At 60.5% G+C, this 26,332-nt stretch carries 28 protein-coding genes; 21 read left to right on the forward strand and 7 right to left on the reverse strand.

Translation table 11 applies throughout. The annotated features are described in order from the left end of the window. Positions 1–231: 231 nt before the first annotated feature. From C495_RS00100 to C495_RS00140, 9 genes are read left to right on the forward strand one after another with little or no spacing between them, the layout of a single operon-like run. Positions 232–1,305, forward strand: a complete 1,074-nt coding sequence (locus C495_RS00100) for a monovalent cation/H+ antiporter subunit E (protein WP_008158796.1) — start codon at positions 232–234, stop codon at positions 1,303–1,305. Then, entirely contained in the window at positions 1,302–1,589 is a 288-nt protein-coding gene (locus C495_RS00105) for a cation:proton antiporter (RefSeq protein WP_006067404.1), read from the forward strand. Before C495_RS00100 ends, C495_RS00105 begins: the two co-directional genes overlap by 4 nt. After that, entirely contained in the window at positions 1,586–1,918 is a 333-nt protein-coding gene (gene mnhG, locus C495_RS00110) for a monovalent cation/H(+) antiporter subunit G (protein WP_008158802.1), read from the forward strand. Before C495_RS00105 ends, mnhG begins: the two co-directional genes overlap by 4 nt. Further along, positions 1,915–2,463 (forward strand): DUF4040 domain-containing protein, encoded by a 549-nt coding sequence (locus tag C495_RS00115; RefSeq protein ID WP_008158805.1) that lies wholly within the window; start codon positions 1,915–1,917, stop codon positions 2,461–2,463. Before mnhG ends, C495_RS00115 begins: the two co-directional genes overlap by 4 nt. After that, entirely contained in the window at positions 2,463–2,963 is a 501-nt protein-coding gene (locus tag C495_RS00120) for an MnhB domain-containing protein (protein WP_008158807.1), read from the forward strand. The genes C495_RS00115 and C495_RS00120 overlap by 1 nt, the downstream gene beginning before the upstream one ends. Next, positions 2,956–3,339, forward strand: coding sequence for a cation:proton antiporter subunit C (locus tag C495_RS00125; RefSeq protein WP_008158809.1), 384 nt, complete (start codon positions 2,956–2,958; stop codon positions 3,337–3,339). The genes C495_RS00120 and C495_RS00125 overlap by 8 nt, the downstream gene beginning before the upstream one ends. Then, a complete protein-coding gene (locus C495_RS00130) occupies positions 3,332–4,852 on the forward strand; it encodes a proton-conducting transporter transmembrane domain-containing protein (RefSeq protein WP_008158811.1) in 1,521 nt (506 codons plus the stop codon). The genes C495_RS00125 and C495_RS00130 overlap by 8 nt, the downstream gene beginning before the upstream one ends. After that, on the forward strand, positions 4,853–6,811 hold the full coding sequence (locus C495_RS00135; RefSeq protein ID WP_008158813.1) for a proton-conducting transporter transmembrane domain-containing protein: 1,959 nt from the start codon (positions 4,853–4,855) through the stop codon (positions 6,809–6,811). It begins immediately after the preceding gene. Beyond that, a complete protein-coding gene (locus C495_RS00140; RefSeq protein ID WP_008158814.1) occupies positions 6,808–8,658 on the forward strand; it encodes a Na(+)/H(+) antiporter subunit D in 1,851 nt (616 codons plus the stop codon). The genes C495_RS00135 and C495_RS00140 overlap by 4 nt, the downstream gene beginning before the upstream one ends. 250 nt (positions 8,659–8,908) lie before the next feature. Here C495_RS00140 and C495_RS00145 read toward each other — a convergent pair whose 3' ends face one another. Next, positions 8,909–10,051, reverse strand: coding sequence for a tyrosine-type recombinase/integrase (locus C495_RS00145; RefSeq protein ID WP_008158816.1), 1,143 nt, complete (start codon positions 10,049–10,051; stop codon positions 8,909–8,911). A gap of 743 nt (positions 10,052–10,794) precedes the next feature. Between C495_RS00145 and C495_RS00150 the strand changes: the two genes are divergently transcribed. The 3 genes from C495_RS00150 to C495_RS00160 all read left to right on the forward strand — a co-directional run bounded on the left by C495_RS00150 (position 10,795) and on the right by C495_RS00160 (position 13,310). Continuing rightward, a complete protein-coding gene (locus C495_RS00150; protein WP_008158818.1) occupies positions 10,795–11,409 on the forward strand; it encodes a GAP family protein in 615 nt (204 codons plus the stop codon). A 263-nt stretch (positions 11,410–11,672) separates the two neighbouring features. Continuing rightward, positions 11,673–12,077: a DUF5518 domain-containing protein gene (locus C495_RS00155; protein WP_049890051.1), complete on the forward strand. Its 405-nt coding sequence runs from the start codon at positions 11,673–11,675 to the stop codon at positions 12,075–12,077. A 201-nt stretch (positions 12,078–12,278) separates the two neighbouring features. Further along, positions 12,279–13,310, forward strand: a complete 1,032-nt coding sequence (locus tag C495_RS00160; RefSeq protein WP_008158822.1) for an AI-2E family transporter — start codon at positions 12,279–12,281, stop codon at positions 13,308–13,310. A 237-nt stretch (positions 13,311–13,547) separates the two neighbouring features. On the opposite strand, the gene C495_RS17980 is transcribed toward C495_RS00160, so the two are convergent. Beyond that, on the reverse strand, positions 13,548–13,712 hold the full coding sequence (locus C495_RS17980; protein ID WP_008158824.1) for a hypothetical protein: 165 nt from the start codon (positions 13,710–13,712) through the stop codon (positions 13,548–13,550). Positions 13,713–13,813: 101 nt separating this feature from the next. Here C495_RS17980 and C495_RS00165 point away from each other — a divergent pair, with 101 nt between their 5' ends. From C495_RS00165 to C495_RS00175, 3 genes are all read left to right on the forward strand, one after another. Beyond that, the gene (locus tag C495_RS00165; protein ID WP_008158827.1) at positions 13,814–14,524 is read left to right on the forward strand and encodes an alpha/beta hydrolase family protein; all 711 of its coding nucleotides are present in this window, start codon (positions 13,814–13,816) and stop codon (positions 14,522–14,524) included. Positions 14,525–14,736: 212 nt separating this feature from the next. Beyond that, positions 14,737–15,084, forward strand: coding sequence for an ArsR/SmtB family transcription factor (locus C495_RS00170; RefSeq protein ID WP_008158829.1), 348 nt, complete (start codon positions 14,737–14,739; stop codon positions 15,082–15,084). Beyond that, positions 15,081–15,389, forward strand: coding sequence for a DUF7521 family protein (locus C495_RS00175; protein WP_008158831.1), 309 nt, complete (start codon positions 15,081–15,083; stop codon positions 15,387–15,389). The genes C495_RS00170 and C495_RS00175 overlap by 4 nt, the downstream gene beginning before the upstream one ends. A gap of 421 nt (positions 15,390–15,810) precedes the next feature. On the opposite strand, the gene C495_RS00180 is transcribed toward C495_RS00175, so the two are convergent. Next, positions 15,811–16,212, reverse strand: coding sequence for a universal stress protein (locus C495_RS00180; protein ID WP_049890052.1), 402 nt, complete (start codon positions 16,210–16,212; stop codon positions 15,811–15,813). A gap of 161 nt (positions 16,213–16,373) precedes the next feature. On the opposite strand from C495_RS00180, the gene C495_RS00185 reads away from it, so the two are divergent. From C495_RS00185 to C495_RS00195, 3 genes are all read left to right on the forward strand, one after another. Further along, a complete protein-coding gene (locus tag C495_RS00185) occupies positions 16,374–17,189 on the forward strand; it encodes a hypothetical protein (protein WP_049890053.1) in 816 nt (271 codons plus the stop codon). Positions 17,190–17,292: 103 nt separating this feature from the next. Further along, positions 17,293–17,505: a hypothetical protein gene (locus tag C495_RS00190; RefSeq protein WP_008158838.1), complete on the forward strand. Its 213-nt coding sequence runs from the start codon at positions 17,293–17,295 to the stop codon at positions 17,503–17,505. Positions 17,506–17,578: 73 nt separating this feature from the next. Next, positions 17,579–19,204: a cobyric acid synthase gene (locus tag C495_RS00195; protein WP_008158839.1), complete on the forward strand. Its 1,626-nt coding sequence runs from the start codon at positions 17,579–17,581 to the stop codon at positions 19,202–19,204. A gap of 20 nt (positions 19,205–19,224) precedes the next feature. Here the strand turns inward: C495_RS00195 and C495_RS00200 are convergent, their stop codons facing one another. Beyond that, a complete protein-coding gene (locus C495_RS00200) occupies positions 19,225–19,614 on the reverse strand; it encodes a hypothetical protein (protein WP_008158842.1) in 390 nt (129 codons plus the stop codon). 251 nt (positions 19,615–19,865) lie between these two features. On the opposite strand from C495_RS00200, the gene C495_RS00205 reads away from it, so the two are divergent. The 3 genes from C495_RS00205 (at position 19,866) to C495_RS00215 (ending at position 23,093) form a co-directional block, all read left to right on the forward strand. Beyond that, complete coding sequence (locus tag C495_RS00205; protein WP_008158843.1) at positions 19,866–20,117, forward strand: MTH865 family protein; 252 nt, start codon at positions 19,866–19,868, stop codon at positions 20,115–20,117. A gap of 427 nt (positions 20,118–20,544) precedes the next feature. Beyond that, on the forward strand, positions 20,545–22,560 hold the full coding sequence (locus C495_RS00210; protein ID WP_008158845.1) for a bacterio-opsin activator domain-containing protein: 2,016 nt from the start codon (positions 20,545–20,547) through the stop codon (positions 22,558–22,560). 275 nt (positions 22,561–22,835) lie between these two features. Next, positions 22,836–23,093, forward strand: coding sequence for a hypothetical protein (locus tag C495_RS00215; RefSeq protein ID WP_152418828.1), 258 nt, complete (start codon positions 22,836–22,838; stop codon positions 23,091–23,093). Positions 23,094–23,161: 68 nt separating this feature from the next. Here C495_RS00215 and C495_RS00220 read toward each other — a convergent pair whose 3' ends face one another. The 3 genes from C495_RS00220 to C495_RS00230 all read right to left on the reverse strand — a co-directional run bounded on the left by C495_RS00220 (position 23,162) and on the right by C495_RS00230 (position 26,200). After that, positions 23,162–23,515, reverse strand: coding sequence for a winged helix-turn-helix domain-containing protein (locus C495_RS00220; RefSeq protein WP_008158849.1), 354 nt, complete (start codon positions 23,513–23,515; stop codon positions 23,162–23,164). 117 nt (positions 23,516–23,632) lie between these two features. Then, positions 23,633–24,451, reverse strand: a complete 819-nt coding sequence (otsB, locus tag C495_RS00225; protein ID WP_008158851.1) for a trehalose-phosphatase — start codon at positions 24,449–24,451, stop codon at positions 23,633–23,635. Between the two features lie 3 nt (positions 24,452–24,454). Continuing rightward, complete coding sequence (locus C495_RS00230) at positions 24,455–26,200, reverse strand: alpha,alpha-trehalose-phosphate synthase (UDP-forming) (RefSeq protein WP_008158853.1); 1,746 nt, start codon at positions 26,198–26,200, stop codon at positions 24,455–24,457. Between the last annotated feature and the right edge of the window lie 132 nt (positions 26,201–26,332).

Raw genomic sequence — 26,332 nt, forward strand, 5'->3', positions numbered from 1 at the left:
TACTGAAACTGAGGTTGTAAACGTTGTGTTTCATCAGATACGTGTCCCGTGTTCGCACACTCGATAGTCCGATGAAATTCAGCGTTCAGTTACAAGTACGGCGTATTGGTTGATATATTTGCGGGAACGTGATATACTAGTGAATGTATGACGAGCGACCGGGCCAACTGCCGGATAACGAAATTGTTTTCCTACGGGTAACGCTTGAGTCGACTATCAACGAGTCCATGAATGTCCAACGACGGTCACCAAGAAGGGGGGTTCGCCGTGGCGGCTGACCGACTACTCGTACCGCTGTCGGACACGGTGACCGTCCGACAAACGGTCGGCTACGCGGTTCGATCCGGCCTCGAGCGCAGCGACGAACTCGAGGTTCATCTCGTCGTCGCGCTCCCACACGAGGCGGATTTACCCGAGAGTCGCCATCACACAGCGGACGCCGAAGAGTTGCTCTCAAAGGCGGCAAACTGGGTTCGAGAGGACGCGGGCAGCGCGTCAGTCACGGTCGAAACAGCACTGCTCGGAACGGATGAGTACCTCTTTGGCCCCCGTGACTTCGCCGACACGTTCGGCGACTACGCACAGGAACACGGGATCGATCTGGTGGTTCTCGACCCGGAGTACCAACCCGGGGCGACGGCTCAGATGCTCCAGTCGATCGAGCGCGAACTCGAGCGCGTCGGACTCGCCTACGACGAAGCGCCGGTCGAGCGACCGGCTCGCCACGAGCGGTTGGTCGGTGACGGAACCGAACGGTTCGATCGACTGTTCGCGATGTTCTGGATCTCCTACGGCTTCTATCTCGTACTCGGGGACCCAACGTACTGGTTCGACCTCGTGACGGGAGCCGCAGTTGCCGGAATCGTCTCGGTGTCGCTTGCACAGATCACGTTCACGTTCCCGCTGGACCGTGTCCAGTCGCCGATCCGGACGGTCCGGTTTGCGTTCTACGTGCCGTATCTCCTCTGGGAGATCGTCAAATCCAACCTCGCGATCTCACTCGTCATCCTGCGACCATCGATGCCCATCGAACCCACGATGACACGGGTCAACACCCGCGTCAGAAGCGGGCTTCCGCTGCTCGCACTGGCAAACAGCATCACGCTCACGCCGGGCACGCTCGTCGTCCGAGCCGACGACCAGCGGCTGCTCGTCCACACCCTGATTCCATCCGCACGCGAGGGGCTGTTCGATGGTGACCTCGAGCGGGCCATCAGGTTCGTCTTCTACGGCCGTGAGTCGGCAGCGATCCCGACGCCGCGCGAGCGCGGTGATACGGAGATCATCGGAGGTGACGACCAGTGATTCCGAGCGGAGTGACCATCGAGGAGATTTTCCTCGGGGCGGCCGCGCTGTTCGTCGTCCTCGCGATCATGATGTTTTATCGTGCCGTCGCGGGACCGACGACTCAGGATCGATTGCTCGCGGTGAACGTCCTCGGGACGAACACGGTCGTGATTCTCGCGCTGCTTGCGGCGGGACTCGACGAGCCGTGGTTCCTCGATATCGCGCTGATCTACGCCCTGTTGAACTTCCTGATGGCGATCGCTATCTCGAAGTTCACCGTTGAGCGAGGTGGTGTGCTATGATCGAATCGCTTCGCTTCTGGGCGATTATCGTGCTCGTCGCCTTCGGCCTGTTCTTTACGTTCGTCTCGGCGGTGGGCGTGCTTCGACTGCCAGACGTCTACGCACGAGCTCACACCGCATCGCAGGCGGACACGCTCGGTGCTGGACTCGCACTCGCAGCCGTCGCGATCGCACTCGGCTGGCAGCACGCGACAGTGTACACCGTCCTGTTGCTGTTTTTCGTGTTCATCACGAACCCGACGGCAGCCCACGCGATCGCACGTTCCGCCGCAGAGAGCGGGATCGATCCATGGACGACCGACGATACAGAGGAAGGTGAGTCGAAATGAGCCCGTTCGCACTGGTGCTGGCCCTGTTCATCCTGCTCACTGCGCTCGCAACGGCCCTGTTCCGAGACGTCCTCTCGGTGATCGTCGTCTTCGGTGCCTACAGCCTCGGCATGGCGATCCTCTATACGTACCTGCTTGCGCCCGACGTCGCGATGACCGAAGCCGCGATCGGAGCCGGCGTGACGACGATTCTGCTCCTGTTGACGATCGCGCGGACGACCCGGCCACCGACCGACCGGCTGTTCGAAAAAATCGACGTGCCAGCGATCGTCGCCGTCGGCGCGTTCGTGCTCGTCTTGATGACGCTACTGCCGGATATGTACGCCGTCGGTGTCGAAGACGCACCGATCTGGGGTGGCGGGGTGCTCGAGCAGACGCCCTCGCTGTACTACCTGCAGGAAACGTACGCTGATACCGGTGCCCAAAACGCCGTGAGTGCAGTGCTTGCCTCCTACCGTGGGTTCGACACCTTCGGTGAGGCCGTCGTCGTCTTCGCGGCCGGGCTCGCCGTTCTCCTCGTCTTGAAACGGGAGGTGTTCACATAATGTCTCGTGCAGAATCCTACGACGATACCTACACCGAAAGTCAGGTGATCATGACCTCGGTCAAGATCATTGCACCGTTTATCCTCACCTACGGGATGTTCATGAGCCTCCACGGCGCTGATACGCCCGGTGGGAGCTTCCAAGGTGGTGCCATTATCGGCGTCACCGTCCTCATGCTCGCTTTCGCGTTCGGGATCGAACCCACCCGTCGGTGGCTGAAAAACTCCTTTATTGTCGGCCTCGTCACCGGCGGCGTCACCATCTTCATCGCCACCGGTCTCGCGACCATCGCACTCGGGGGCAACTTCCTCGAGTACGACCAGTTCACCGAAACCTTCGGCATCGCCCACTACTGGGGGATGGAAGCGATCGAAGTCGGTGGCGTCGCACTGATCGTCGCGGGCATCGTCATCACGCTCTTTTTCGCGACCGCCGCGGGCTTTACGCCCAACCGTCGTGAAAACGACGGCCTCGAGACGGAGGTGAGAGACGATGATTGACGCTGCAGTCGACGTGCTGACGACGCGGTACGCCTATGCCCTGATGTTCGTCGTGATGGGCATCGGGATGTATATGATGATCGCAAACGAGAACCTCGTCAAGAAGCTGATTGGTGTCAACCTCTTCCAGACCGCGATCTTCCTGTTTTTCGTCGCGGTTGCCTACGTCGAGGGTGGAGACGCACCGATCGTGCCAGCCGACCCGAACCCGGGCGAGCTCGCGATGGCGAGTCCGCTCCCGCACGTGATCGTGCTGACCGCGATTGTCGTCGGGATCGCGCTGACTGCCGTCGGATTGGCACTGCTCGTCCGCATCTACGCGGAGTATGGAACCCTCCGCGAGGATACCCTTCGGGAGGTGCGTGCCGATGAGTAACCTCGCCGAACTGCTGCCGGCCCTGCTGATCGCCGCGCCGATCCTACTTGCGACCGTGCCGATCGTACTCGGCCTTCGGTTTGACCGAACCGGCTGGTCCGTGGCTGCGATCACGACGACGGCGCTGTTCGCCGCGACGGCTTATCTCGCCGCCGCCGTCTACGAAACCGGCCGCGTCGTCCACGTCCTTGGCGGCTGGGGCGAACCACAGGGGATCGGCATCGAACTCGTCGCCGACGAGTTCTCCGTGCTGATCGCCCTCCTCGTTACGGTCACTGCGGCGGCCGTCCTCGCATACACCCGCACCGGCGGCCCGCGCGGAAACACGTTCTACACCGGCTACCTGCTGCTCGTCGGTGGCCTGCTCGGTCTCTCGATGACCGGCGACGTGTTCAACATGTTCGTCTTCCTCGAGATCGTCGGGCTGGCGACCTACGCCATGATCGCCAGCGGCGACGGTCCCGAATCCGCAGTCGCCGCCCTGAAATATCTCATCCTCGGCACGCTCGGGGCCTCGATGTACCTGATCGGTGTCGGCTTCCTGTTCATGGCGACCGGCGCACTGAACATGGACGTCCTCGGTGAGGCGATTCCACAGATCGCCGACAACGGCGGAAGCGATCTGACGCTGCTCCGTGCGGCCTTTGCGTTCATCTTCGTTGGCTTTGCGCTGAAGGTGGCCCAGTGGCCATTGCACAGCTGGCAGCCCGATGCCTACCAGCACGCTCCTGACGGCGTCACCCCAGTGATCGCCGCCCTCGTCTCGACCGTCTCCGCGTACGCGCTCGGTCGAATCATGTACAACGTCTTCGGACCCGAGTTCCTCACCGCGACGCCGTATCTGACCGAGATCGTTGTCACGGTCGGCGCTGTGAGCGTCCTCGCCGGGAGCACGCTCGCCGTGATCCAACGCGACGTCAAACGCATGTTCGCGTACTCCTCGGTCTCGCAGTTCGGCCTCATCGTCGTTGCCTACGGCCTCGTCACACAGACGGCGTTCGTCGGCGCGGTCATCCACCTGATCGGCCACGGCGTCATCAAAGCCGGCCTCTTCATCGGGGCTGGCGTCGTCGCCGTCGGCTACGGTGCCCGAACCGTCGATGAGTACGCTGGACTCGCCAGTAACCGGCCGTTTGCGGCCGGTTCGATCGCGCTCTTGCTGATCGCACTGATCGGCATCCCGCCGTCGGCTGGCTTCATCGGCAAGTGGTATATCGCCGTCGGCGCGGTCGAAGCCGAGCTGTGGCCCATCGCGATCGTTATCTTCCTCAGCACCATGCTGACGCTGGCGTATTCGGCGCGGCTGCTCGAGAAGATGTATTTCACCCCAGCAACTGGCGTCGACTCGCCACACCCAGCAGGGGTTGCAACTGACGGTGGCAGGGCCGGAGCCGTCTCGATCGGCATGCTCGGCATCCTCATCGTGACAGCCATCGTCGCCATCGGGCTCGGCTTTGCGGGTGGTGCCTTCTTCGAGTGGCTCGAGCCGTTTACTTCGGAGGTGTTCAACTAAATGACTGAAGCGTCCATACTGCCGTTGGCCGCCGTCCTCGTGTCGGCGGTTGCGATGTGTCTGATCATCGCGTCGTATCGTTATCCGAACGTCCGCGAGGGCTGGTCGGTCGTCGCCGCACTGACGAAGTTCGGGATCGTCGCGAGTATGCTCCCGGGCGTCATGGAGGGGACGACCTACTACTGGAGTCTCAGCGAGTCACTCGGCGTCGAGTTCCTCGCTGGAATCGACTTCGTCCTGCGTGCCGATCCGCTTGGCATGCTGTTTGCAATGCTCGCGAGCTTCCTCTGGATCTTCACTTCGTTCTACGCCGCCGGCTACATGCGCGGGCTGGACGAACACGCCCAGACCCGATTCTTCGCGGCCTTCGCAGCGAGCCTCTCGACGGCGATCGGGATTGCCTTCTCCGGGAACCTGGTGACGATCTTCATCTTCTATGAGCTGTTGAGCCTCGTCACCTACCCGCTGGTCGCCCACAACGAGGACAACGAGGCCCGCATCGCGGGTCGGAAATATCTCACCTACACGTTCTTCGGTGGCGGGGTCTTCCTGCTCGCCGGAACCGTGTTGGTCTACTGGCTCACCAGTAGCGCAGACCCTGCCGGAAACGCACATCTAGCGTTCGAATCCGGCGGTATCGAGATGCTGGCCGAAGCCGCTGCCGCAGATCCGGCTATCGCCCAAGCTGCGTTCTACCTCCTGATCGCTGGCTTCGGCGTCAAAGCAGCCGTGATGCCGCTTCACTCCTGGCTGGCCGACGCGATGGTCGCGCCGACGCCCGTCTCCGGACTGCTTCATGCGGTCGCAGTCGTCAAATCCGGCGCGTTCGGCGTCGCTCGAGTGATCCTCGAGGTGTTCGGGCCGGGTCTGATTCACGACCTGCCGCTGAACGTGCCCGCGATCGGTGAGGTCGGGTTGAACGTTCCGGTGGCGATACTCGCGGCGTTTACGCTCACTGCGGCGAGTATCATCGCGATGCGCAAAGACCACCTCAAGCGTCGACTCGCGTTCTCGACGACGGCACAGCTCTCTTACATCGTGCTGGGGCTGTCGATGCTCCATCCGTACGCGATCCTCGGGGCGCTGTTCCACATCCCCGCCCACGCGTTCGGGAAGCTCACCCTGTTCTTCTGTGCGGGGGCCGTCCACGTCGAAACCCACACAGACTACGTCAGCGAGATGGCCGGCATCGGCAAACGGATGCCGCTGACGATGTCCGCCTTCGCCATCGGGGCGGCCGGCATGGCCGGAATGCCGCTGATCGCCGGCTTCGTCAGCAAGTTCTACATGCTGATCGGATCGGGAAGCGTCGGCGGCGGCTACTGGATCTTCGCGGCCGCACTCATCCTCTCGGGAATCCTCAACATCGCCTATCTCTGGCCGGTCGTCTACACGGCCTTCTTCGAGAGCGAGGACCGCCACGACGCCAAACCCGTCCTCGAGTTCCCACCGGGTGGCAAACGCGAGTCGTACTTCGCGGACGACGAGTACGCAACCGACGGTGGCGAAAAGCCAGACTCCGGACACCCACAGCCCGCTGGCGATGACGACGAAAGCGAATCCAAAGGCGCTGGAACGCCGACGGAGCTGGACGACGACGAGTACGAGTATGCCGTCGACAAGTATCCAAGCGACCACACGGCCTCTGACGACGATCACACCGATGACGGCCACGACGACACTCACAACGACGCTCATGACGACCACGACGACCATCACCACGGCGGCCCACCAGCCAGTGGCTGGGCTCGTCACACCCCATTCAGCGAGAGCACGTGGCTCATACTCGTCCCGATCAGCATTATCGCGACGGGCGCAGTCACGCTCGGGGTGGTCCCCGACTACGCCGTCTTCCTCGATCTGGCGACCTACATCGTCGAAGGCGTCTTCGGGGTCGAATCGTTCGATGAGTTGCGTGGCCGCTCGCTTGCGGAGGCTCTCGAGGTGATCAACGAATGACCGAAATCGACATGTTGACCATGGCGTACCCACCGCTGATCGTCTTTGCAGCGGCCCTGCTCGTGCTCGTCCTGCCACGGGTCCTTGGCTTTGCGCTCGGTGCGCTCAGTCTTGCGTCCGTGGTCGCAGTCGCACTGTTCGCTCCAGAGGGTGCACATCTGACGGGGACGTTCCTCGGATTCGCGGAGATACAGCCGTTCTACATCGACGACTTCACCCGAATGATGGGTGTCGCACTCGGGTTCCTTGGCACCTTCGCCGTTATCTACGCCTACTCGAGTGAGGCGTCGAAGACGATGGCCGCGTTCGCACTCGCCTACGTCGCCAGCGCGATCGGTGCGGCATTCGCCGGTGACTGGCTCGTCCTCGTGTTCATGTGGGAGATCATGGCGCTGACGAGCACGCTGTTGGTCTGGCACTATGGTGGCGACGCAGTCCGTGCGGGCTACCGGTACGCGCTCGCCCACGGGATCGGTGGCAGTCTGATGCTGTTCGCCGTGATTGCCCACTACGCGCAGGTCGGAACCTTCGCTTACGGCGAGGGTGTCGACTACGCTGATGCCGTACTGGCTGGTGGGATCGCCGACGGACTTCCACTCTTGCTTGCAGTGCTCGGGATCGGTGTCAACGTCGCGTTCGTCGGGTTCCACACCTGGCTGCCCGACACCTACCCCCGCCCACACTTCGCGGCGTCGGTGTTCCTCGCTGCTTTCACCACGAAGACGAGCGCGTACGTTCTCCTGCGGGCCGTTCCGGAGGGGAACATCTACCTCGCGTACATGGGCGGCCTGATGGCCGTCTACGGCGTCGTCTTCGCCCTGCTCCAACACGACATGCGCGCGCTGCTGTCCTATCACATTCAGGCCCAGCTTGGGTACATGGTTGCCGGGATCGGTATCGGGACCACGATCGGTGCCGCCGGCGCGATGGGACACCTGTTCAACAACGTCCTCTATAAGAGCCTGCTGTTCATGGCCGTCGGGGTCGTCATCTACCGAACTCGAGAGAACGACCTCTACAAGCTCGGCGGCCTCTGGCGTGAGATGCCGCTGACCGCGATTGCCTTCTTCATCGGCGCGCTCTCGATTACCGCCGTCCCCGGCTTCAGCGGCTTCATCAGCAAGGGGATGGTGCTCGACGCTGCGTCAGGCTACTTCGGTGGCCCTGAACACCAAGCCCTGTACTGGCTGCTGTTCCTCGGGGCCATCGGCACGTTCCTCTCCTTTATCAAACTCGGCTACTACGTCTTCTTCCACGGCGAGAGCGACCGTGAGGTCCGCGATGCGAAACCGGGACAGACGACGGCGATGTTCGCTGTTGGCGGGGCATGTGTCGTCCTCGGACTGCCGGCGATCGGGTGGCCAGTGTTCACCGACCTGTTGCCGCTGGTCGATGGAGCCCAGTTCGCCGGGACGGACGGACTCGAGACGCTCAACCCGTACAGTATGGGCCATCTGCAGGATTCGGCGATCCTCATCGCCATCTCCGCAGTCGGCTTCAAGATCATCCGCAAGCCGCTTTCGAAGCTCGACTACTCCGACCCGGCACTGATCGTCAACCCCGCAATGTACCACCTCGGTCGCGGAACGATGCGCGTCACGACGTGGACGTACGCCACCGTCGACGCCGCTGTCGTCAACGTCGTCACGAGCTGTTACTGGATCGGGAACAACCCCGTGCTGGCTGTCGATGCCGCTGCCCGCCGACTCCCGATGGTCGACGTCAAGGAACACCGCGCCGCAGACGGCGGTCATCCATCGACGATTCACCTTCGAACTGGGATCGGCACCACCGTTCTCCTGTTGACGATCCTGTTGACGGTCGTCCTCTGGCTGCTGATCAACTAACGCGTCTTCGTTTTCTCGAGGTGCGACTCGACCGACCTCGAACCAGTCTGCAGTCGGTGGTGTCAAAAATCAACTGACAGTCGACAACCGGACGAACGGATACTATAGTAGCCACTGCAAGTCAGTGCGCACCTGATCGCACGACGGCTGTGCGATCAGTGTGTAAATAGTTGCAATTGTTACTATAATCAAAACCACGCCGTAACGATCCGGACAGTCGGCGATCCGTGACTCGAGCCGTCCGGCAGTGTCAGCTCTGCTCCGAGTGTTCATCGTGCTCGCTCGAGTCGACGTCGACGATCGGTGAGTACGTTTTCGGAACCGCGATCGTCCGCTCGAGTGCCGAGGTGCGTAAGGCGGGTTTCGACGCCGTGGCTTCGCGCCGGTAGTTGTCACCGTCGTGAGCCCCGCGGACGCCGCGTGGCGTCAGGTAGTCGCCGTCGACATCGATGTTCGCGTCCTTACAGAGCCGTTTGAGCACCGATCGAGCGCCTTCGGTTGTGATCGCCGGGGGCGCAATCGCGTGTTCGCGGGCGAGTTCGCTCGCCGTCGCCTCCGCACACAGCGTGTCGATTTCGTCGTTGTCGTAGCCACGCTCTGCCAGCACGTTTTTGACTCGACGAGCGATCGACGGCGCATGCCGGGTTGGAAACAGCGGCCAGTCGTTGGCCGGCGGATCGAAGACGACCCGATACCGTCGCAGCGGCGTCCGGGCCGGGCCGGGCAGTGGCACATCCTCGAGTCGCTGAGATTTGCCCAGCACGCGAATCGTGCCCGTATAGAAGTCGACGTCCTCCCACGTCGCCCCGCTGCGGCGCTCGTCGTCGGGGACGCTGAACAGTTCGGAACCCCGCACGCTCGAGTGGGCGAGCAACGAGACCATTGCGTACTCGCGCAAGCGATTGCACCGCTCGTCGTGGTTATCGGCTGCCGTCGATGCCGCAAGTGTGCGGTCTCGAAGGTAGCGCTCGAGTCGGCGGCGCTGAGTCGCCGTCCAGCACTCGCTGTCCGGTCGCTCGTCAGCGGTCGGCAGCGTGGCCATGGCGTCGTCGGTCGCAGCCGGATTCGACTCGAGAATGCCGCCACGAACACACCACGAGAGAAACGCGCGGACAACCGCGTAGTACGTGCCAGCAGTCGAAGCCGTATACTCGCCGCGGTCGACTCGAGTGCGCAACTCAGTGGCGTAGGCGTGCATATGCTCGACGTCGAGAACGAACAGTGAGTGGACGTTGTGTTCGGCCTCGAGCCAGTCAGCCCAGCGTCGCAGGATCGACTCGGCGTTGGAAGCGTACGTCCCCGCCCCCCTTCCGTCGGGATCGCCGACGGCTTTCCGCTGGAGGTAGGCGTCGACCGCGTCGACGATGGCGACGTCCGTCTCGGAGTCGGTCACGGTTCGATCACTCCGTTGGTCGTGCCGGCAGCGACGCCGCGGATCATCTACTCGTACGGTACTGGTCCAGCACCCTAAATCTGTGTTTCGGTGTCGCCGATTGGTGGTCATTGGACGGTGGCCTCCGGACGACAACCGGCAATCCTGACAGCTATTCAGACTGTCACGCAGACCCACGGCTGCAAGCCTGCTATAGTAGCCACTGACCATCACTGCACACCCGATCGCATGACGGCGATGCAATCTGTGTGTAACTCGTTTCAGGTGTCACTATAGCCCGACGGCGGTTCTGCAGCGCCCCCTCGAGAAGTTTCGACTCGTGCGCCGGACTGAATGTCGACTGTCGGTCCAAGCGTTTCCTCGTTGGGACCCTCCACAGAAATTCTCCCAAGGATTGAAAAGCAACTTCGCGATGTTGAGAGGGAACCGTTCCTCACGAGTTCGGTAGTCAAACAGGAGGGTACAGATGGGCTACAGGGTGTGATCGGTGCCTTATCAGACAGATTGAATTACGACGTTGCAGTCGCAAAAAGACGATGTTAACTGGACACATGTTACTGTGCAGTATATCTAACTAAGGCGGGACAGCCGCTACCATACCAGTACGTGATCCCGACCGAGACCAGTTCCTCGAGAAGGGGCCGAGACAGTGCCCTTCCTCGCGTCGGCTGTGCGACGGCGTCGACATCCAACGGGCGTTTCTCAGGCCACCACCTGGCGTCCAGCTGTGCAGGAGTCAACGCATGAGCATGCTCGAGCTCTTACCGCTAGTGTTCGTGATGATTGCGGGACCGCAGATCCTTACTCCGATTTTCCTCGCGACGAGCGAAAACTGGCGCAAAAACTCCGCCGCGTACGTCGCTGGCGCATCACTCTCGATTTCCCTCATCGTCACGCTTGCATACGTGTTTGGCACCGGTACCGTCGGACAGGGCGCGTCGAACACGACGCTCAGTGCAATCGTTCTCGTCGCACTCCTGCTTGCGATGGTGAACACGTATCGAACCAGAAACGAGTCCGAGCCACCGCGATGGATGGGGAAACTCGAAACCGCAACGCCACGGTTTTCGTTCAGGCTCGGTTTTCTCCTGCTGGGATTTTTTCCAACCGACATCCTCACATCGGTCGCCGTCGGTTCTTATCTCGCGGCGAACGAAGCACCGTTGACGGACGCAATCCCGTTCATTTTGCTCACACTCTTGGTTCTGGCACTCCCATCGCTGACTCTGATTGCGTTTGGCGATCGCGCAGAGACGTTTCTCCCGAAGGCTCGAGACTGGATGGACGAGAATTCGTGGCTCGTCAACGAAGCCGTAATCGTCTTTTTCATCGCGATGAGTTTGAACAATCTTTTCTGATGAGTGACATTTTACTCCCTCATACGGTTTACTGTCGTCAATTACCGCCGATCGCCAACCCGTTCTGGCGATCGGTGGGAAATTGGTACAACAATCCGTATCAGACAGACAGTCAACCATTCACCCAACGGTAGATCTACACAGTATCTGATCAGCCAATATTCTCCATCGAAGTGTTGTCAGAGATCCGGTCTGTGAAATTTGACTGTCAATATCACCTGAAACGAGTTTTATGATATCTGACAGCGTACTGATGTGTGACCATGAACATCAATTGGACAGCTGTACTCACTGGATTCGCCATGACCCTCGCGTTAGGGTTCATCAGCGGCCTCGTCTATGTCGGATCGGAGGCCTCGGTCGTGTTGCTATACTGGGGCGGAATCGGACTCCTCGGCGGCCTCACCGCTGGCTACCTCGCTGGTGGTGCGGTGAGTTCCGGTGCGGTCCATGGCGGTCTCGCAACCGTCTTCGGGTCGTTGATCCTGTTAGCTATCGTGACGGTTACGTCCCTTCTGTTCGGGGGGCTCGTCGCGTCGTTCGGTGTGCTCGTCCTCGGGTTACTCATGCTCGTGTTCTACGCCATCCCCGGTGCCTTGGGAGGTGCAATCGGGTCGTGGGCAAAACACCGCAGAGCCACCCCGGAGCCAACGGGCGCACGAGCCTGAGCGACCAGTCCCACAACAGTACAATCCTGATTTTACCGTGGCACGCTGGGACCATCATCGGCAGTTGAGTTTCATTACTGGCATAACTCCCCTATTATTATCCTTGGAGATGTAGTCTGTCTCAGCATCTCTCACAAGCAAATAATTATCATATTGGCTAGGGGTGGGACGTATAATTGATAAGTAGACATTCACAAGTGCATGAGTACAGACACGAAACGTTCGAAGCGGTTTCTCCTGATACTTGGGCTGCTAGTTGGACTGCTCTCGTTTCTGATCGTCCTGCCGTTTCTCACCTGGATTCTCGTCGCCGTGATCCTCGCGTACGCTCTCACCCCGATCAACGATCGGCTATCGCGTCGGTTTAGCTCGGGACTATCCGCCGGATTATCGATACTCATCGGTCTCTTTCTGATCGTTCTTCCGATCGTCATCATCCTCGGTGTTGCAGCGGGGCAGGCCCGTCAACTCTTCGCCGACTTCGAGCCCGGGAACGTCTCTCAACTCGACGACGTGATTGCAGATCGGTTCGGTGTCCAAGTCGATATCGCAACTCTACACGATGCATTCAGCGGTGCAGTCAAAACAGGTGCACGAGGCCTTGCTGGCAATCTCTTCAGTATTATCGGTGGACTCCCCGAACTCTTCATCGGGTTCACGGTCCTGTTTTTCGTCCTGTTTTACTTGCTGAAAGACGGGGAGCAAGCCGTTGCGTGGTTTCGGAGGAGTCTCCCGATTGAACCAGCCGTTCAAAAGGAACTGTTCGAGGGAACCGGTTTATTGCTCCACAACTCACTGGTCGGAACAGCCGCCGTCGCTGGCGCACAGGCAGCCCTCCTCGGCGTTGCGTTCCTCGTTCTCGGCCTTGGCAACGTTATTTTCTGGATCGTAACGACGTTCGTTGCAGCGATGATCCCGCTGGTTGGTGCATCGATCGTCTGGATTCCCGCGTCGCTCTATCTGTTCGTCATCGGTCGCCCCATTGCCGGAGTCGTGCTGTTTGTCTTTGGAGCAGTCGTCATCAGCACGGTCGACAATATCCTTCGCCCGATCGTCATGCGACGCGGGACACAACTCAGTCCGGTTGTCACGATCATCGGTATTTTCGGCGGGATCACACTGTTCGGGTTTGTCGGTCTCTTTGTCGGACCGATCATTCTCGGACTGCTGAAACTCATCATCGATATCTTCGTTCGGGAGTATCCCGAATCGGTACTCCTCGAGCAGGGGTGAACGTGAATTTTCGTATATCGCTATACAATTCATAGATGGTGCAAATCGGCTACGTGTAAAATAGAGCCCTCGAGCCGACAGTATTTGCCCGTCTACCGAAAAGCAGGATGTACTTTGGATTAGTCCAGTAATCACAAGTACTCTTTCTGTCCACAACGCCGTCCGGTCATTGCAGGCGATGAATACCAGCAATTTCGGGGGGTTGTCCCGGCGAAACCCACAGCAGCCGATGAACCGTCAGGACGGATGTTGATGGCTGATCTTCTCGGCGAACTGACCGGGAACCGGCGTCCCACACTGGCTGCATTTCCAGCGCCGTCGCGTGAGCGCGTCCTCTTTCTCGAGGTCCTGTTTGAACTCCAAGCGCGCGCCACAGGTGCATCTGTAGGTCGTCCGAGTCATACAGTATTGCTCGAGAGACACGAGCCTAAATGGTGTGCTGGCACGCGATCGAACGGCGACGGACACAACGACTACGGCAGCACCGTCCGTGGATGAGATCAATGACCGAAACGACACATCGGATTCCAGTCGCCAACGGCGAAGCCGTCGCGGCCGTCCACCACGACGCACCGAGCGACAACTGGCTCGTGTTCTGTCACGGCTTTCTCAGCGACAAACACGGAAGCTACGAACACCGATGTCAGCGAGCGGTCGAGGAGGGATACAACGCCGTTCGGTTCGACTTCCGGGGCTGTGGCGAGTCCGATGGTCGATTCGTCGACCAGACACTCAGTACCAAACTCGCCGATCTCCGTGCCGTCGTCGATCAGTTCGATCCCGAGTCGTACGTGCTCTTTGGCTCGAGTTTCGGCGGCAAAGTCGCGTTCCACGCCGCAGTACAGGACCCACGGATCGAGGCCGTGGTGACGCGAGCGCCCGTCACGTACAACGACGCGTTCGAGGCGTACCGCACAGCCGTCGAACACGACGGCGAGTACCAGTTCGAGACCGGCGACCGGATCGATCAGCGGTTTTTCGAGGATTTCGAAACGTACCGCTTTGCCGATGTCGAAGCCGAACTCGACGTTCCGGTCGCGATCTTTCACGGCCGAGCCGACGACTCCGTCGACATCGCTCACAGCCTCGAGGCCGTGGCCCAACTCGAGACCGACGTGCTCTTCGAGGCGTTTGCGACCGACGGCCACCGATTTTCGAGGCCGGCCGAAGCACGGCTTCTCGAGCGGCTGTATCACTGGCTCGAGACGCAGTGACGGACGATGTAGGTCACGCGGTTCAAAACTGGATCGACAGCGGTGTTCGGTCATTCATATACTCTATTACGCGATATCATTTCTCGCGTCGGTCGAGCTGTCGGCCCCGAGTCGGACGTCGATAGCCGAGTGTCCTGAGGGGAGAGACCGGATTTTCTCGTTCAGAAAAACCGGACCGTTTTTCATAGCGATACGGGAACGATGAGACAGCAGTGAGTGAGGAGACTGATCTATCGACTGTACTCGCCGTGCTCGACGACGAGTACGCACGCGAAATCCTCACCAATACGAGTATCGAACCAATGTCTGCCAGTACCCTGAGCGAGCGATGTGATGCGTCCTTGCCGACGATCTATCGGCGACTCGATCGGCTCGAGGAGTGCCACCTCGTGACCGAGGAAACGGAGCTCGCACCCGACGGAAACCATTTCAGCGTCTACAGTGCGAACCTCGATCGGCTCGAACTATCCCTCGAGGACGGCTCGTTTGCCCTCGAGTTGACCTACCGTGATGAGGATGTCGCCGACAAGTTCACCCGGTTGTGGGAGGGGATGCGATGAGTCAGGTCGTCCGAATCGACGAGGCACCGGTGTTCGAACTGCTGACTGTCGCGAGTCTGTTTCTGGTTGCGCTACTGGGGACGCTCATCGCATATCAGGCCTACCGAGGCTATCGGCGCAACGACGCGACGTCGATGCTCTATCTGGCTGTCGGCTTGCTCCTGTTGACGCTCTGTCCATTTCTGATCAATGTAGCAGTGACAACGCTCGTCAGTCCGGGACAGGTCGTCACCGTGTTTCTGGAGAACGTGAGCCGACTCGTCGGACTCGTCGCGATCATGTACTCACTGTACGGCCACCACTAGCGGTCTCTGTTGTGCTGGCTCACTGCATTCGAATCGGCGGGCGAAGGCAGGTTCGGATATCGACCACCGGCGGGGAGAGGGATTCGGTGCTCGAGCGCCGTCGATCGGCACCTCGAAGCGTTTCTGTGGGCCGAAGCGGGCAGGGACACTGGTCGGGGCCCAGCCGAACGGCATGGGCGGATTGTGGCCGTTCGTCAGGGAACGGGAGAGACCTCGAGGACGATCTCAGTCACGCCGTGCGAGAGTCGGATGGTCGTCCCCGGACGCAGATTATGGCTGTCACCTAATAGTGCCACGAGCGCGTTTTCTGGCTCGGAAAATCCATGCAGCGAAACGGATCGAATCGCCAGTTGCGTACGTAACACCGTCCCCACCTCCGGTTGTAATCGGCCGGCGATCAGCGGAATCGCAACCGGACCGGCTATTCGACGACGAGAACGGATGTCGGCGCCTTTCTCGAAACCTGCTCGGAGACGCTCTTCCGGAAGAAGCGCTCGATACCGCGATTCCGACCCATAACGATCAGGTCGACGTCGTGGTCGGCGGCGTAGTCGAGGATCGCCTGATGGCGAAGTCCGTGGGTGACCGTCGTTCGCACGTCGTCGATCCCGGCTTCCGTGGCCTGCGTTGCGACGTGATCGACGGCTCGTTCCCCGATGGGCTCGAGGTCCTCGAAGTCCATTCCCGGCGCGATTTCGGCGGAGTTGATGACGTACAGCGCGTGGACGGACGCGTCGTGAACGCGTGCGAGTTCGATCGCCTCCTCGATCGCTCGCTCGGTGTTCGGCCGACCGTCGGTCGGAATCAAAATCGTGTCGTACATACGCCGTTCTTCGACGACGCCCGGCAAAAATATCCCGAAGCTGTCACTCGCGCTGGAGCTGGCCGTAGTACTCATCGGACGACCGGGTTCGACAGATCGAACGCGTACTGGTAAACTGGTGAACAGTCCATTAATATCAGTTGGCAACAAAGAGACCACGAATGAGTGAGGACCAGTGCCGATTCACCGGTGACGCAAGGGTTCTACACGGGCGAGCAGTCAGGACACCACTTCCTGACGAAGCCGCCGAGCGGCTGTTCTACGAGAACATGATGACCATCGCGGACGGTCAAGAACGGAAGGCGGAGCTGCTTGCAGATCCAGATGTTCCGTTGTTGCAGGCGTACGAACTGGCGTTCGAGCGTATTGCCGAGAGTTTCAAACGGCGACTTCGCCATATCGCCGGCGAGAACTACGAGGACGTTGCGATAGCATACTGCCGTGGTCACCGGAACGATCGGCTGGGGGAACTCACGTCGTACTACTACGAAGCGCTCTGGCGGATTCAACAGCGGCCGACCATCACGGACATGCTCTTTTCACCGCTCATCGTACGCTATCCGGATAGCTTCACGGTGAACGTCCGGTTTGCCACCGGCTATACGACGACGGAGTCGATCCTGTACGAGTCACCGGAACATCTCACGGAGGAACTCGAGGACGAACACGCACGGACGTACCACGAAGAGAGCAGCTACTCACAAAAGCAGGCGGCGAAGTACATCAAGGAGGCGGCACGGATCATCCGAGCGGAGTTTCCCGACCCCGAAACGACCCCGTTCGAAGAGCGAAAATACGGCGGCATCGTCGCAGCGGGTGGGCGGCGAGGAACGACGTTCTCGTCGCTGCTCGAGCGCGTCGAACCGGACCGGCAGCGGTTCACCGAACCGATCGACGAACCGACTTTGGTCGACGCGGGCGAGGAGGCAAAGCGAACGGAGCGGGAACTGCTTTGCGACGGCGACGTCATCCTCTGAGACGGTCTGCTGATCCGTCGGCGTCAATTCGTAACAGAGAGCCTGAAAACGACTTTCACGTGCAAGGCATGAGGGGACCAGCCAACACCGTGATCCGTTCCGTATGAAAGTCGTCTACAAACCCGGAAACGCCTACGAAGAGATCAACTGTTTCGACTTCCGTGAGTACGAACACGGTATCGTCCTCCACGACGAAGAGGGGTACAACATCGGCTACGTTCCCCACGAAATTCTGAGCCATATCGAACCACATCCGAGCGAAACAGTCGACTTCGAAGCCGGCCACCAGCCGGGAACGGACACAGACGACGAGTAACGAGACACGCACGGCCGACACACGACAAACCGATAGGACGATACCCCGAGCCGCGCGAGGTATCCCCACGCGGATGACACGGACGCTTCTCGTCGCAGGGACCGCAAGCCACGTCGGTAAGTCGACAGTGGCGGCCGGGCTCTGTCGGCTACTCGTCGATCAGGGGCTCTCGGTCGCCCCATTCAAAGCACAGAACATGAGTAACAACGCCCGGGTCGTCGTCCAGCCCGAGGCGGTCACAGGCGATGACACCGAACACGTGGACGACTCGAGTGCCGACCAGTGGGGAGAGATCGGCGTCTCCCAGTTCGTGCAGGCACAAGCGGCACGCATGACGCCGACGACGGACTGCAATCCGGTGCTCCTCAAGCCCCGCGGCGACGGCGAAAGTCAACTCGTCGTTCAGGGCCACGCCCACGAACACGTTCCCGCCGGGGCGTACTACGAGGAGTACTGGACCGAGGCTCGCGCCGCAGCCGAGGAATCCTACCAGCGGCTCGCAGCCGACCACGACGTCATTATCGCCGAAGGTGCCGGCAGCATCGCCGAAATCAACCTCCACGATCGAGACCTCGCGAACGTCGAGACCGCCCAGTTCGCCGACGCCGACATCCTGCTGCTCGTCGATATCGAGCGCGGCGGGGCCTTCGCCAGTCTCTACGGGACGATCGAACTGCTGCCCGAGCCGCTCCGCGAGCGCATCGCGGGTGCGATCATCACCAAGTTCCGGGGCGATCCGACGCTGCTCGAGCCCGGGATCGAGGAGATCGAGGATCAGACCGGCGTGCCAATCCTCGGCGTGCTCCCCTACGACGACCCCGGCCTTCCCGAAGAGGACAGCGTCGGGCTCCCCTCGACGAGCGAACGCGGTGTGTTGGGCAACGAAGACGGCGTGCCCGACGACCAGCGGCTTACGATCGCCGTCCCCCGACTCCCGCGCATCTCGAACGCGACGGATCTCGAGGCGCTGGCGGCCGAGCCGGGCGTCTCGGTCGTCTTCGTGCCGGTCGAGACCGGTCCGACGAGCGACACAGCGGCCCCGGCCGACGAATCGCTCGCGACCGTCGATGCGGACGCGATCGTGTTCCCGGGAACGAAAAACACCGTCGACGATCTGCGCGCGCTTCACGAGGCCGGCTTCGACGACGCACTCGCCGCGTTCGACGGACCGATCGTCGGCATCTGTGGCGGCTACCAGCTGCTGGGCGAGCGAATCACGAACGCCGCCCTCGAGGGAACCGGCGACGACGACATCGTCGAGGGACTGGGGCTGTTGCCCGTCGAAACGCGATTCGAGGGCTCGAAACACGTCGAACAGACGACTGTGCCCATCGACGGCGATGCGACGCCGCTGCTCGCGGGCGCGACAGGGTCCGCCTCGGGCTACGAGATCCACGCCGGACGGACGCAGGCGCTCGAGGACGTCAGCCGGCCGCTGGGTGCTTCAAGTGCGGCCCGGAGCCGAATACTCGGCACGTATCTCCACGGGCTGTTCGACAACGAATCGGTTCGAAAGGCGTTTCTCGAGGCCGTCGCTTCGGAGGCAGGAATTGACTGGTCGACTGGGAACGTGGCTGAACACTCGGCATCGGCCGGCGAGACGCCGTCAGACCGCGCTGCGACGCTGGTCCGCGACCACGTCGACCTCGAGGCGCTGGGTGAGCCGTTCGAATCGAGCGGCGAGCAGCGGAGTCGGTAGCGCGCAGTCGCCCGAGACGACTACGCGGGCTGTTGTCGATAGGTTCCGAGCAGTTCCTCGAGGATAATACACTCCTGATCGGTCGCATCGTAGTGGGTGTCGATGAACCGCTCTGCGGCTTCGAAGTCACCGCGTAGACCGTGTTTACGGACAGTGATTACGGCATCGAGGAAGAAGGTCCCGCCGTCGGTACCGAGGGCTTTGGCGTGGTCTGCCTCGGTGATGTCGAGTTCTGATTTGATCTCATCGAAGTTGAACGTCTTCACGTCGTGATCGCCGTTGATCAGTGTGAGGACGTACTCCGCGGAGAAGCGGTAGAACTCGGATTTGCTTTCGAACATACCGTCGTCGACGAGGGTATCGATCTCTTCGACGACCTCGTCCGGATATCTGACGGTATCTTTCGCCATATCGCCATCTGCTCGCTACGGACACATTATTGTTTCGAATAACTGTCAGCCAAGATACTGGTTTTTGGAAAACAGCTTACCCCGAGCAGACACATCGGAGAGAAGTAGGTTCGAGACGTCACAGTGAGTGTTATTGCCTGAGCACGCCGAATATCTACTCTCAACCGTTCTCTCGTCGTCACAAGGGGTCGAACCAGTCTGTTGCAACTACCTGCAAATTTATTATTTATCGGACGCAAGTAGAGCGCGCAATGGCAAACGAAGACGAACTCCGCGAGCAGATGATCGACGCGTTCGAAGGTGCCGACTACCCAATCTCGAGTCCAATGGATCTCGTCCCCGCGCTGCCGAACGGCCCCGGGACGAAATTCGAGTCCGGCGACTTCTCGGTCACCGCGATGGAACTGAACACGAAAACCTCCGGCGGCGACTTCCCCTACGACGACCCCGAGTCCTTCGTCGACGACATCATCGACGACCTCAAAGAACAGGGCGAACTGTAGCTCGAGTCGCCACCCGCGGGCGACAACTATAGACGCGTTAACCGACCACCACGCCGCGGTATCGAACCAGTTTCTCGAGATTTGTATCGCCGAGTCGATACGAAGTCGACCAGTGCTCTCGAGGTCATCGCCACTGCAGAGGGTTTTCTACACAGTGTAAACGTTCTACACTGTGTAAACATTCCATACGGTGTACAGGGGCGACCAGTTCGGCATGAGTCAGACTGAAAGACATCAACGGAAGCGGAGAAACTTATGTCGTGTTTACAGAAAGAGAGGGATATAGGTTGACAAGCACAAACGGCCGGCGACGCTGATGGAATACCCGAGTCGGCTAACCAGTAGTCTTTTGTTCTGTCATTGTATTGGTTCCGAAAGACGCATCCGACTAATTACGATCGGCAACATCGTCTGCGCTACATCCTATATGACTGATGAGAACCGGCCCGGATTGATCATCCACGTGGCAGCCACCGACTCGAGTTCGCTCGAGAGACGGCTCCGCGAATCGACGACCCTCGGCGTTCGATCGGTTTCACCGGAGGCTGCACTCGAGACCGTGTTCGGTTCCAAAACCGAAACTCGAGAGAAGGAAAGTTCGACATGTCCTGCCGGTGTCGTTGTCGAACTCGACTGTCCAACGCGGACGAAGGCGATACTCGAGCGTGCCACCACCCGGTATCCGGCTGCTCCGTCGGTCGTCGTTCCACCCTCGGGAAGCGAGACGCTCGCGGCGACCGCGCTACGGGCAGACGCAGACGAGTACATCCCCGCGGACCACGAGGATGATCCCATCGAACGGGTTCTCGAGACGCTTTCCTCGAGTCAGTCCACCGACACGGAGCCAGAGCAGACGGATCGAAAGTACCACCACATCCTCGCGAACGAACTGCCCGACGAGGCGTTCGTCCTCGCCGACGATGGGACCTACCTCAAGTCGAAAGTCCGCCCCGGAACGGCCGACCGCTACTCGGTCTCGGCTGACGAGTTGACTGGACACCGACTCGAGGACGTGTATCCGGACGACACCGCAGCGAAGTTAGAAGGCTGTATCGACGAGACCCTCGAAACTGGCGATATCCAGTCGATCGAGTACACCGTCGAAGCGACCGACGGTCGCCGACGGTACGAGGGGCGTGTCGTCCCGATCGACGAACGGATCAATGGCCAACGGGCCGTCGTCTGGCTGGCACGCGATATCACCGAACGAGCCCGACGCGAGCGACGACTGCGTTCACGACAGAACCAACTCGAAACGCTCAACAGGATCAATTCGGTCGTCGGGCAGGTTATCGAAACGCTGGTCGAAGCGCGCTCGAGAGATGCGATCGAACACGAGGTCTGTGCCCAACTCGTTGACTCGGAGCTGTACTGTGGGTCCTGGATCGCCGAGCGAACGGGCGAGGGTACGCTCACCTACCGGAACGGGACGGGCAGTGCTGAAACGTACCTCGAATACGTTTCCGAGTCGGAGGTCGATCACGGGTGGCTCGCACGCCGCGCCGTCCAGACGGGAACGATCCAGACACAGCCCGGACTGACGGAGAGCGAATCGGTTCCCGACCTGCTTCGGGAGGGCGCCCGCGAGGACGATGTGAAAGCCGCAATCGCCGTTCCGATCAGCTACAACGAATCGATCTACGGCGTCTTGACCGTCCTCGCAAGCCGTGAAGAAGCGTTTACTGAGGGTGAACAAGCCGGGTTCGGGCTGCTCGGTGAAACGATCGGGTTCACCATCATGGCCATGCGGAACCGCCAGTTGCTGTTTGCCGACACGGTCATCGAACTCGAGTTTCGAATCGACGGCGGCGACACCTTCTCGTTCGATCTCTCCAGAAAGTACGACTGTACCTGCTCACTCGAGTGGGCTGGAACGACATCGGGCGGACGGACGGTACAGTACGTTACAGTTGCAGGACTCGATTGTGAGACCGTCCTCGAGGCGGCAGACGCCCACGAGTCGGTCGAGGAGTGTCGACGGATACACGATGGCGGGGAGAGCTGTACGATCGAGTTGCGCCTCGCGGAGTCGGGTGTTCAGGCGCTTGCAAATCACGGGGCGACGATCAGAGAGATTACCGTCGAGGACGGAGTCAGCACCTGTCTGATCGAGGTCTCACAGGACGCGAACGTTCGAGAGATCGCGGACACACTAACTGTCGTCTACGAGAACGCCGAACTCGTTGCACGACGGGAAGTCGACCGCCCGGTCCGCACGGCCGCCGAGCGGTGTAATCGAATCCTCGATCAGCTCACCGACCGACAGCTCACAACGTTGCGACTCGCATACTACAGCGGCTTTTTCGACTGGCCCCGAGAGAGCACGGGCGAAGAGATCGCCGAGTCGATGGACGTGACACCGCCGACAATGCACCAGCACCTCCGAAAGGGGCTCAAAACGGTTCTCGGTGAGTTCTTCGAAACAGATGGCGACGGACCGTAGCGGCGGTGTGAGCGGTCCGGGAGCAGGTCGTGTTTCGAAGTGGAAGACGGGTTTTGCGATCGCCGACGGTGCGGGAACGTCACATCCCGATAGCGTGGTCCCAGTCACCACCCACCGAATGTATCACGAAAGCCGACACTCACGAGATAATAACTGTACACTATGTAAACCCAAATGGCGATACAGAAAAGTCGACATTCTCCGAATAGGATGGAGACAGCGAGTACGTTCAGAGTGGTGCCCAACACTCGATCGGTGGAGGCCCAGCCGTGATTGTGGACGCCCCCATCGAGACGCTTTATAAAGGATCGGACGGCCGCTACTACACAGACCACCAACTCACGAAGCGACTCGAGAGCGAGCGGTGGAAACGCTGTATTCGACAGCAAGAGCCGGATCGGCAACTGGTGGAGACAAGCGACGGATGCTTACTGCTGTTGACGGCCACTGACGTCCTCCCCGAGTGGGCAGAACTCCGTATCGACGACCGCGGCGCTCGAGTCGTCGATACGCGGGGTCCGCGGCCAAAATAGTCGAACCGCTCGCCATCGAGTCCGCCGGCGCTCGCTGTTCAACTAGTCCGCCGACGGCAGGAAGCTGACTACTCGTCGTCGTCGTGTTCGTCCTCACCGCGGACGAAGCCGGCCTGCGAGTCGCCACACTGTTCGCTGATATCCACGCTGGGTCCTTCGATGAGCGCTTCGAAATCGTCGACATCGTCGTACTGATCGCGGTAGACGAGTGCTGCCTTTCCCATCGACGTGATCTCGTACAGTCCAGATCGTTCCGCCGGTCCGATCTTCCGTACAAGGCCGTAATCTTCGAGCACCGGGAGACGGGTGTTGATGTTCTTGCGGCTCTTTCCAGTGTGTGCAGCGAGATTCGTCGCGACGTTTCGTCCTTTGTCCTCGAGCTCTTCGAGGACCAAGAAATCAGTAGGTTGGCGGAGTTTCACTATCGTTCACTCTCATCAACTACTATATTTCCAGTGGTAACTAATACTTTCGACTTCACCGTTTGTGTTTTATCAAACGCGGATTACCGGGTTCACGGAACGAAACAGCGTTCACAGTCAGGGTTCATCGCGCTCGAGTAAGCCGACACCGACCGACTCGAGCCAGCACAACAGCGTCGCAACCTCGGCGGGCGAGTCTACTCGACAGGAGGCCGCAGACGGTTCGTCGCCGCCAACGCGGACACCGATGCCGTCGGGTTCGACCGTCCGGAACGCCGATTCGTCGGTGACATCGTCGCCGATATAGATCGACACTGTCCCTGGTGGCATCTCCGAAGCGATCAGCTCGACCGCGTTTCCCTTGCCCCAGGGGACCGATGGTCCGATTTCGAAGATCCGTTTCCCACCCGACACCTCGAGAGCATCACCACCGATCCGATCGACGACCGCATGTGTGTCTCGGCGAACGACCGGCCACAGAGCGGGCGGGACGGACCTGACGTGGACCGTTCCCGTCAGTCGCTTGTTTTCGATCCGGCAGTTCGGCACCGGCTCGAGCACTGTCTCGAGTGTCGCACACACCGCCTCGAGTCGTGACATCCGTTTGCGAGCGGCCGGGTGAACCATAACCGATCCCTCCCGCGAGAGTTCAAGTCCGTGGTTGCCGGCGTACGTCGTCGGGCCGTCGATGCGGTCGCGAACGTCCGCCAGTGCACGGCCGCTGACGATCGCCGTCGAGACGGCTGGAGTCGACGCAAGCGACGCCAGCGCGGCTTCGTGCTCCGGCAGCGGCTTCGCCTCGTCCGGGTCCTCGACGATCGGTGCGAGCGTCCCATCGAAGTCCAGACAGAGCAGGAGGTGAGATGCCGCCGTAAGCGTCGACCGGAGTCGTGTCCGCTGTTGTTCGATCGGTCGAGGAGGGGATGTCGACGACATCAATTACACCGACGACGATGGTTCGTGGGGGCCAAACTCCATGTCCGAATCGGAGTCGGTATCACGGTCCGCCCCCGAATCGGTGTCTCGAGTCGAATCTGAACGGTGTCGCTCGGTTTTGACGGCACGAATCCAGTCGAACTGGGTTTTCATCCACCACTCGAGGTTGCCGTCGAAGACCCGATTTCGGAGCGTGTTCATCCGGCGTTTCCGTTCGTGAGCGGGCAGTGAGACGGCCCGCTCGAGTTGGTGGGCGAAGCCGTCGATATCGGTCGGATCGATGGTGAGCGCCTGCGAGCCGAGCGTCTCGTGTGCGCCAGTTTCCTGGCTCAACACCAACGTCCCATCGCCGTCGACGCTCGCCGCGACGTACTCCTGGGCGACCAGATTCATGCCGTCGACCAGTGGACTGACGACCATCAGGTCTGCACGCCGATACAGCGCACAGAGCTCCGTGGCCGTGAGGTAGTCTTCAGTGTAGACGATCGGGTCCCAGTCTTGGATTCCGAATCGCTGATTGATCCGCTTGACCTCGCTTCGGACGAGTTCGCCGTGTCGTTCGTACGTCTGAATCTCGGTTCTGGATGGTGTCGCCGTCTGTACGAACGTGAACTCGCCGTGCCAAGATGGATTCCACTCGAGGAACCGTTCGATCGCGGCGAGCCGTTCGGGAATCCCTTTCGTGTAATCGAGCCGGTCGACACCGAGGCCGATCACCGTCTCGCGTTCGATGTCGTATCGCTCGAGCAGCGACGAGAGCTGTGATGAGCCACTCGACCGTGCGTTCCGGTCGTAGGATTCGGTATCGACACCCATCGGTGTCGCGACAACGCGGGTCGTCTCGCCATCGTACGTGACGGTCCGTTGTCCCCAATCGACAGCGGCAGCCGGAAGTGACCGGTCGACGCAGTCGAGAAAGCGCTCGACGTATCGGTCGACGTGAAAGCCAAGCAGATCGTTCCCAAGCAGCCCCTCGAGAAGACGGCGGCCCGCAGGACAGTGCTGGAACGTCGCCGCAGTCGGCCACGGAATATGCCAGAACTGGGCGACAGTGGTCGACCGTGGGACAGTTTCCCGAATCATCCGCGACGCGAGTGCGAAGTGATAGTCCTGTAGCCAGACGACCGAGTCGGCCGTCGCATGTTCGCAGACTGCCTCGGCGAAGCGCTCGTTGACCGTTCGGTACCACTCGAGGTCGTTCGATCGGTGTTCGACGAGGTCTGTAAATCCGTGGCACAACGGCCAGAGAACGCGATTGCTGAACCCGTAGTAGTAGGAGTCGACCGCTTCGTCCGACAGATCGATTCGCTGAAGGGTGTACGACGGGTCGTCCGGCGGAACGGCCACGCAGTTTTGCTCGTCGGCGACGTCGAAATCAGCGTCGCCGTCACCCCAGGCGATCCAGGTTCCCGCAGACTGCTTGAGAACGGGGTCGAGCCCGGCAGTGAGGCCGCCAGTCGGTTCGTCAACCGTGATCGAACGGTCGCCGGACTCGGCAGTCGGTTCGGGGGCTGCCCCGTCGGTCCGCGTCTCAACGGTAGCGGTGGCAGCCGACTGGTCATCACCGGCGGCCGACGCCGCGTCGTCGTACTCGTGACGGTACGGTTGGCGGTTCGAGACGACGATCAGGGAACTGGGACAGGTCGGGCCGTCTGCCCGTGATTCAGTAGTCTCACGGCCGCGTCGGTCAGCACGTGAGTGTCGGTCGCTTGGAGACGTCAACGACAGTCGCTCGTCGATAACTCGCATTCGCTGCTATTGCACAGCCTCGTCTCGGGTTGGTTCGCGGCCTGCACCCGCATGGGTATCTAATAGCGTCCCGATACTGACCGAAATGGAGTGACGATCTACGCAACGTGACTATCCAGCGATCCTGACAGC

This window comes from Natronorubrum sulfidifaciens JCM 14089 (assembly GCF_000337735.1).
Lineage (GTDB): Archaea > Halobacteriota > Halobacteria > Halobacteriales > Natrialbaceae > Natronorubrum > Natronorubrum sulfidifaciens.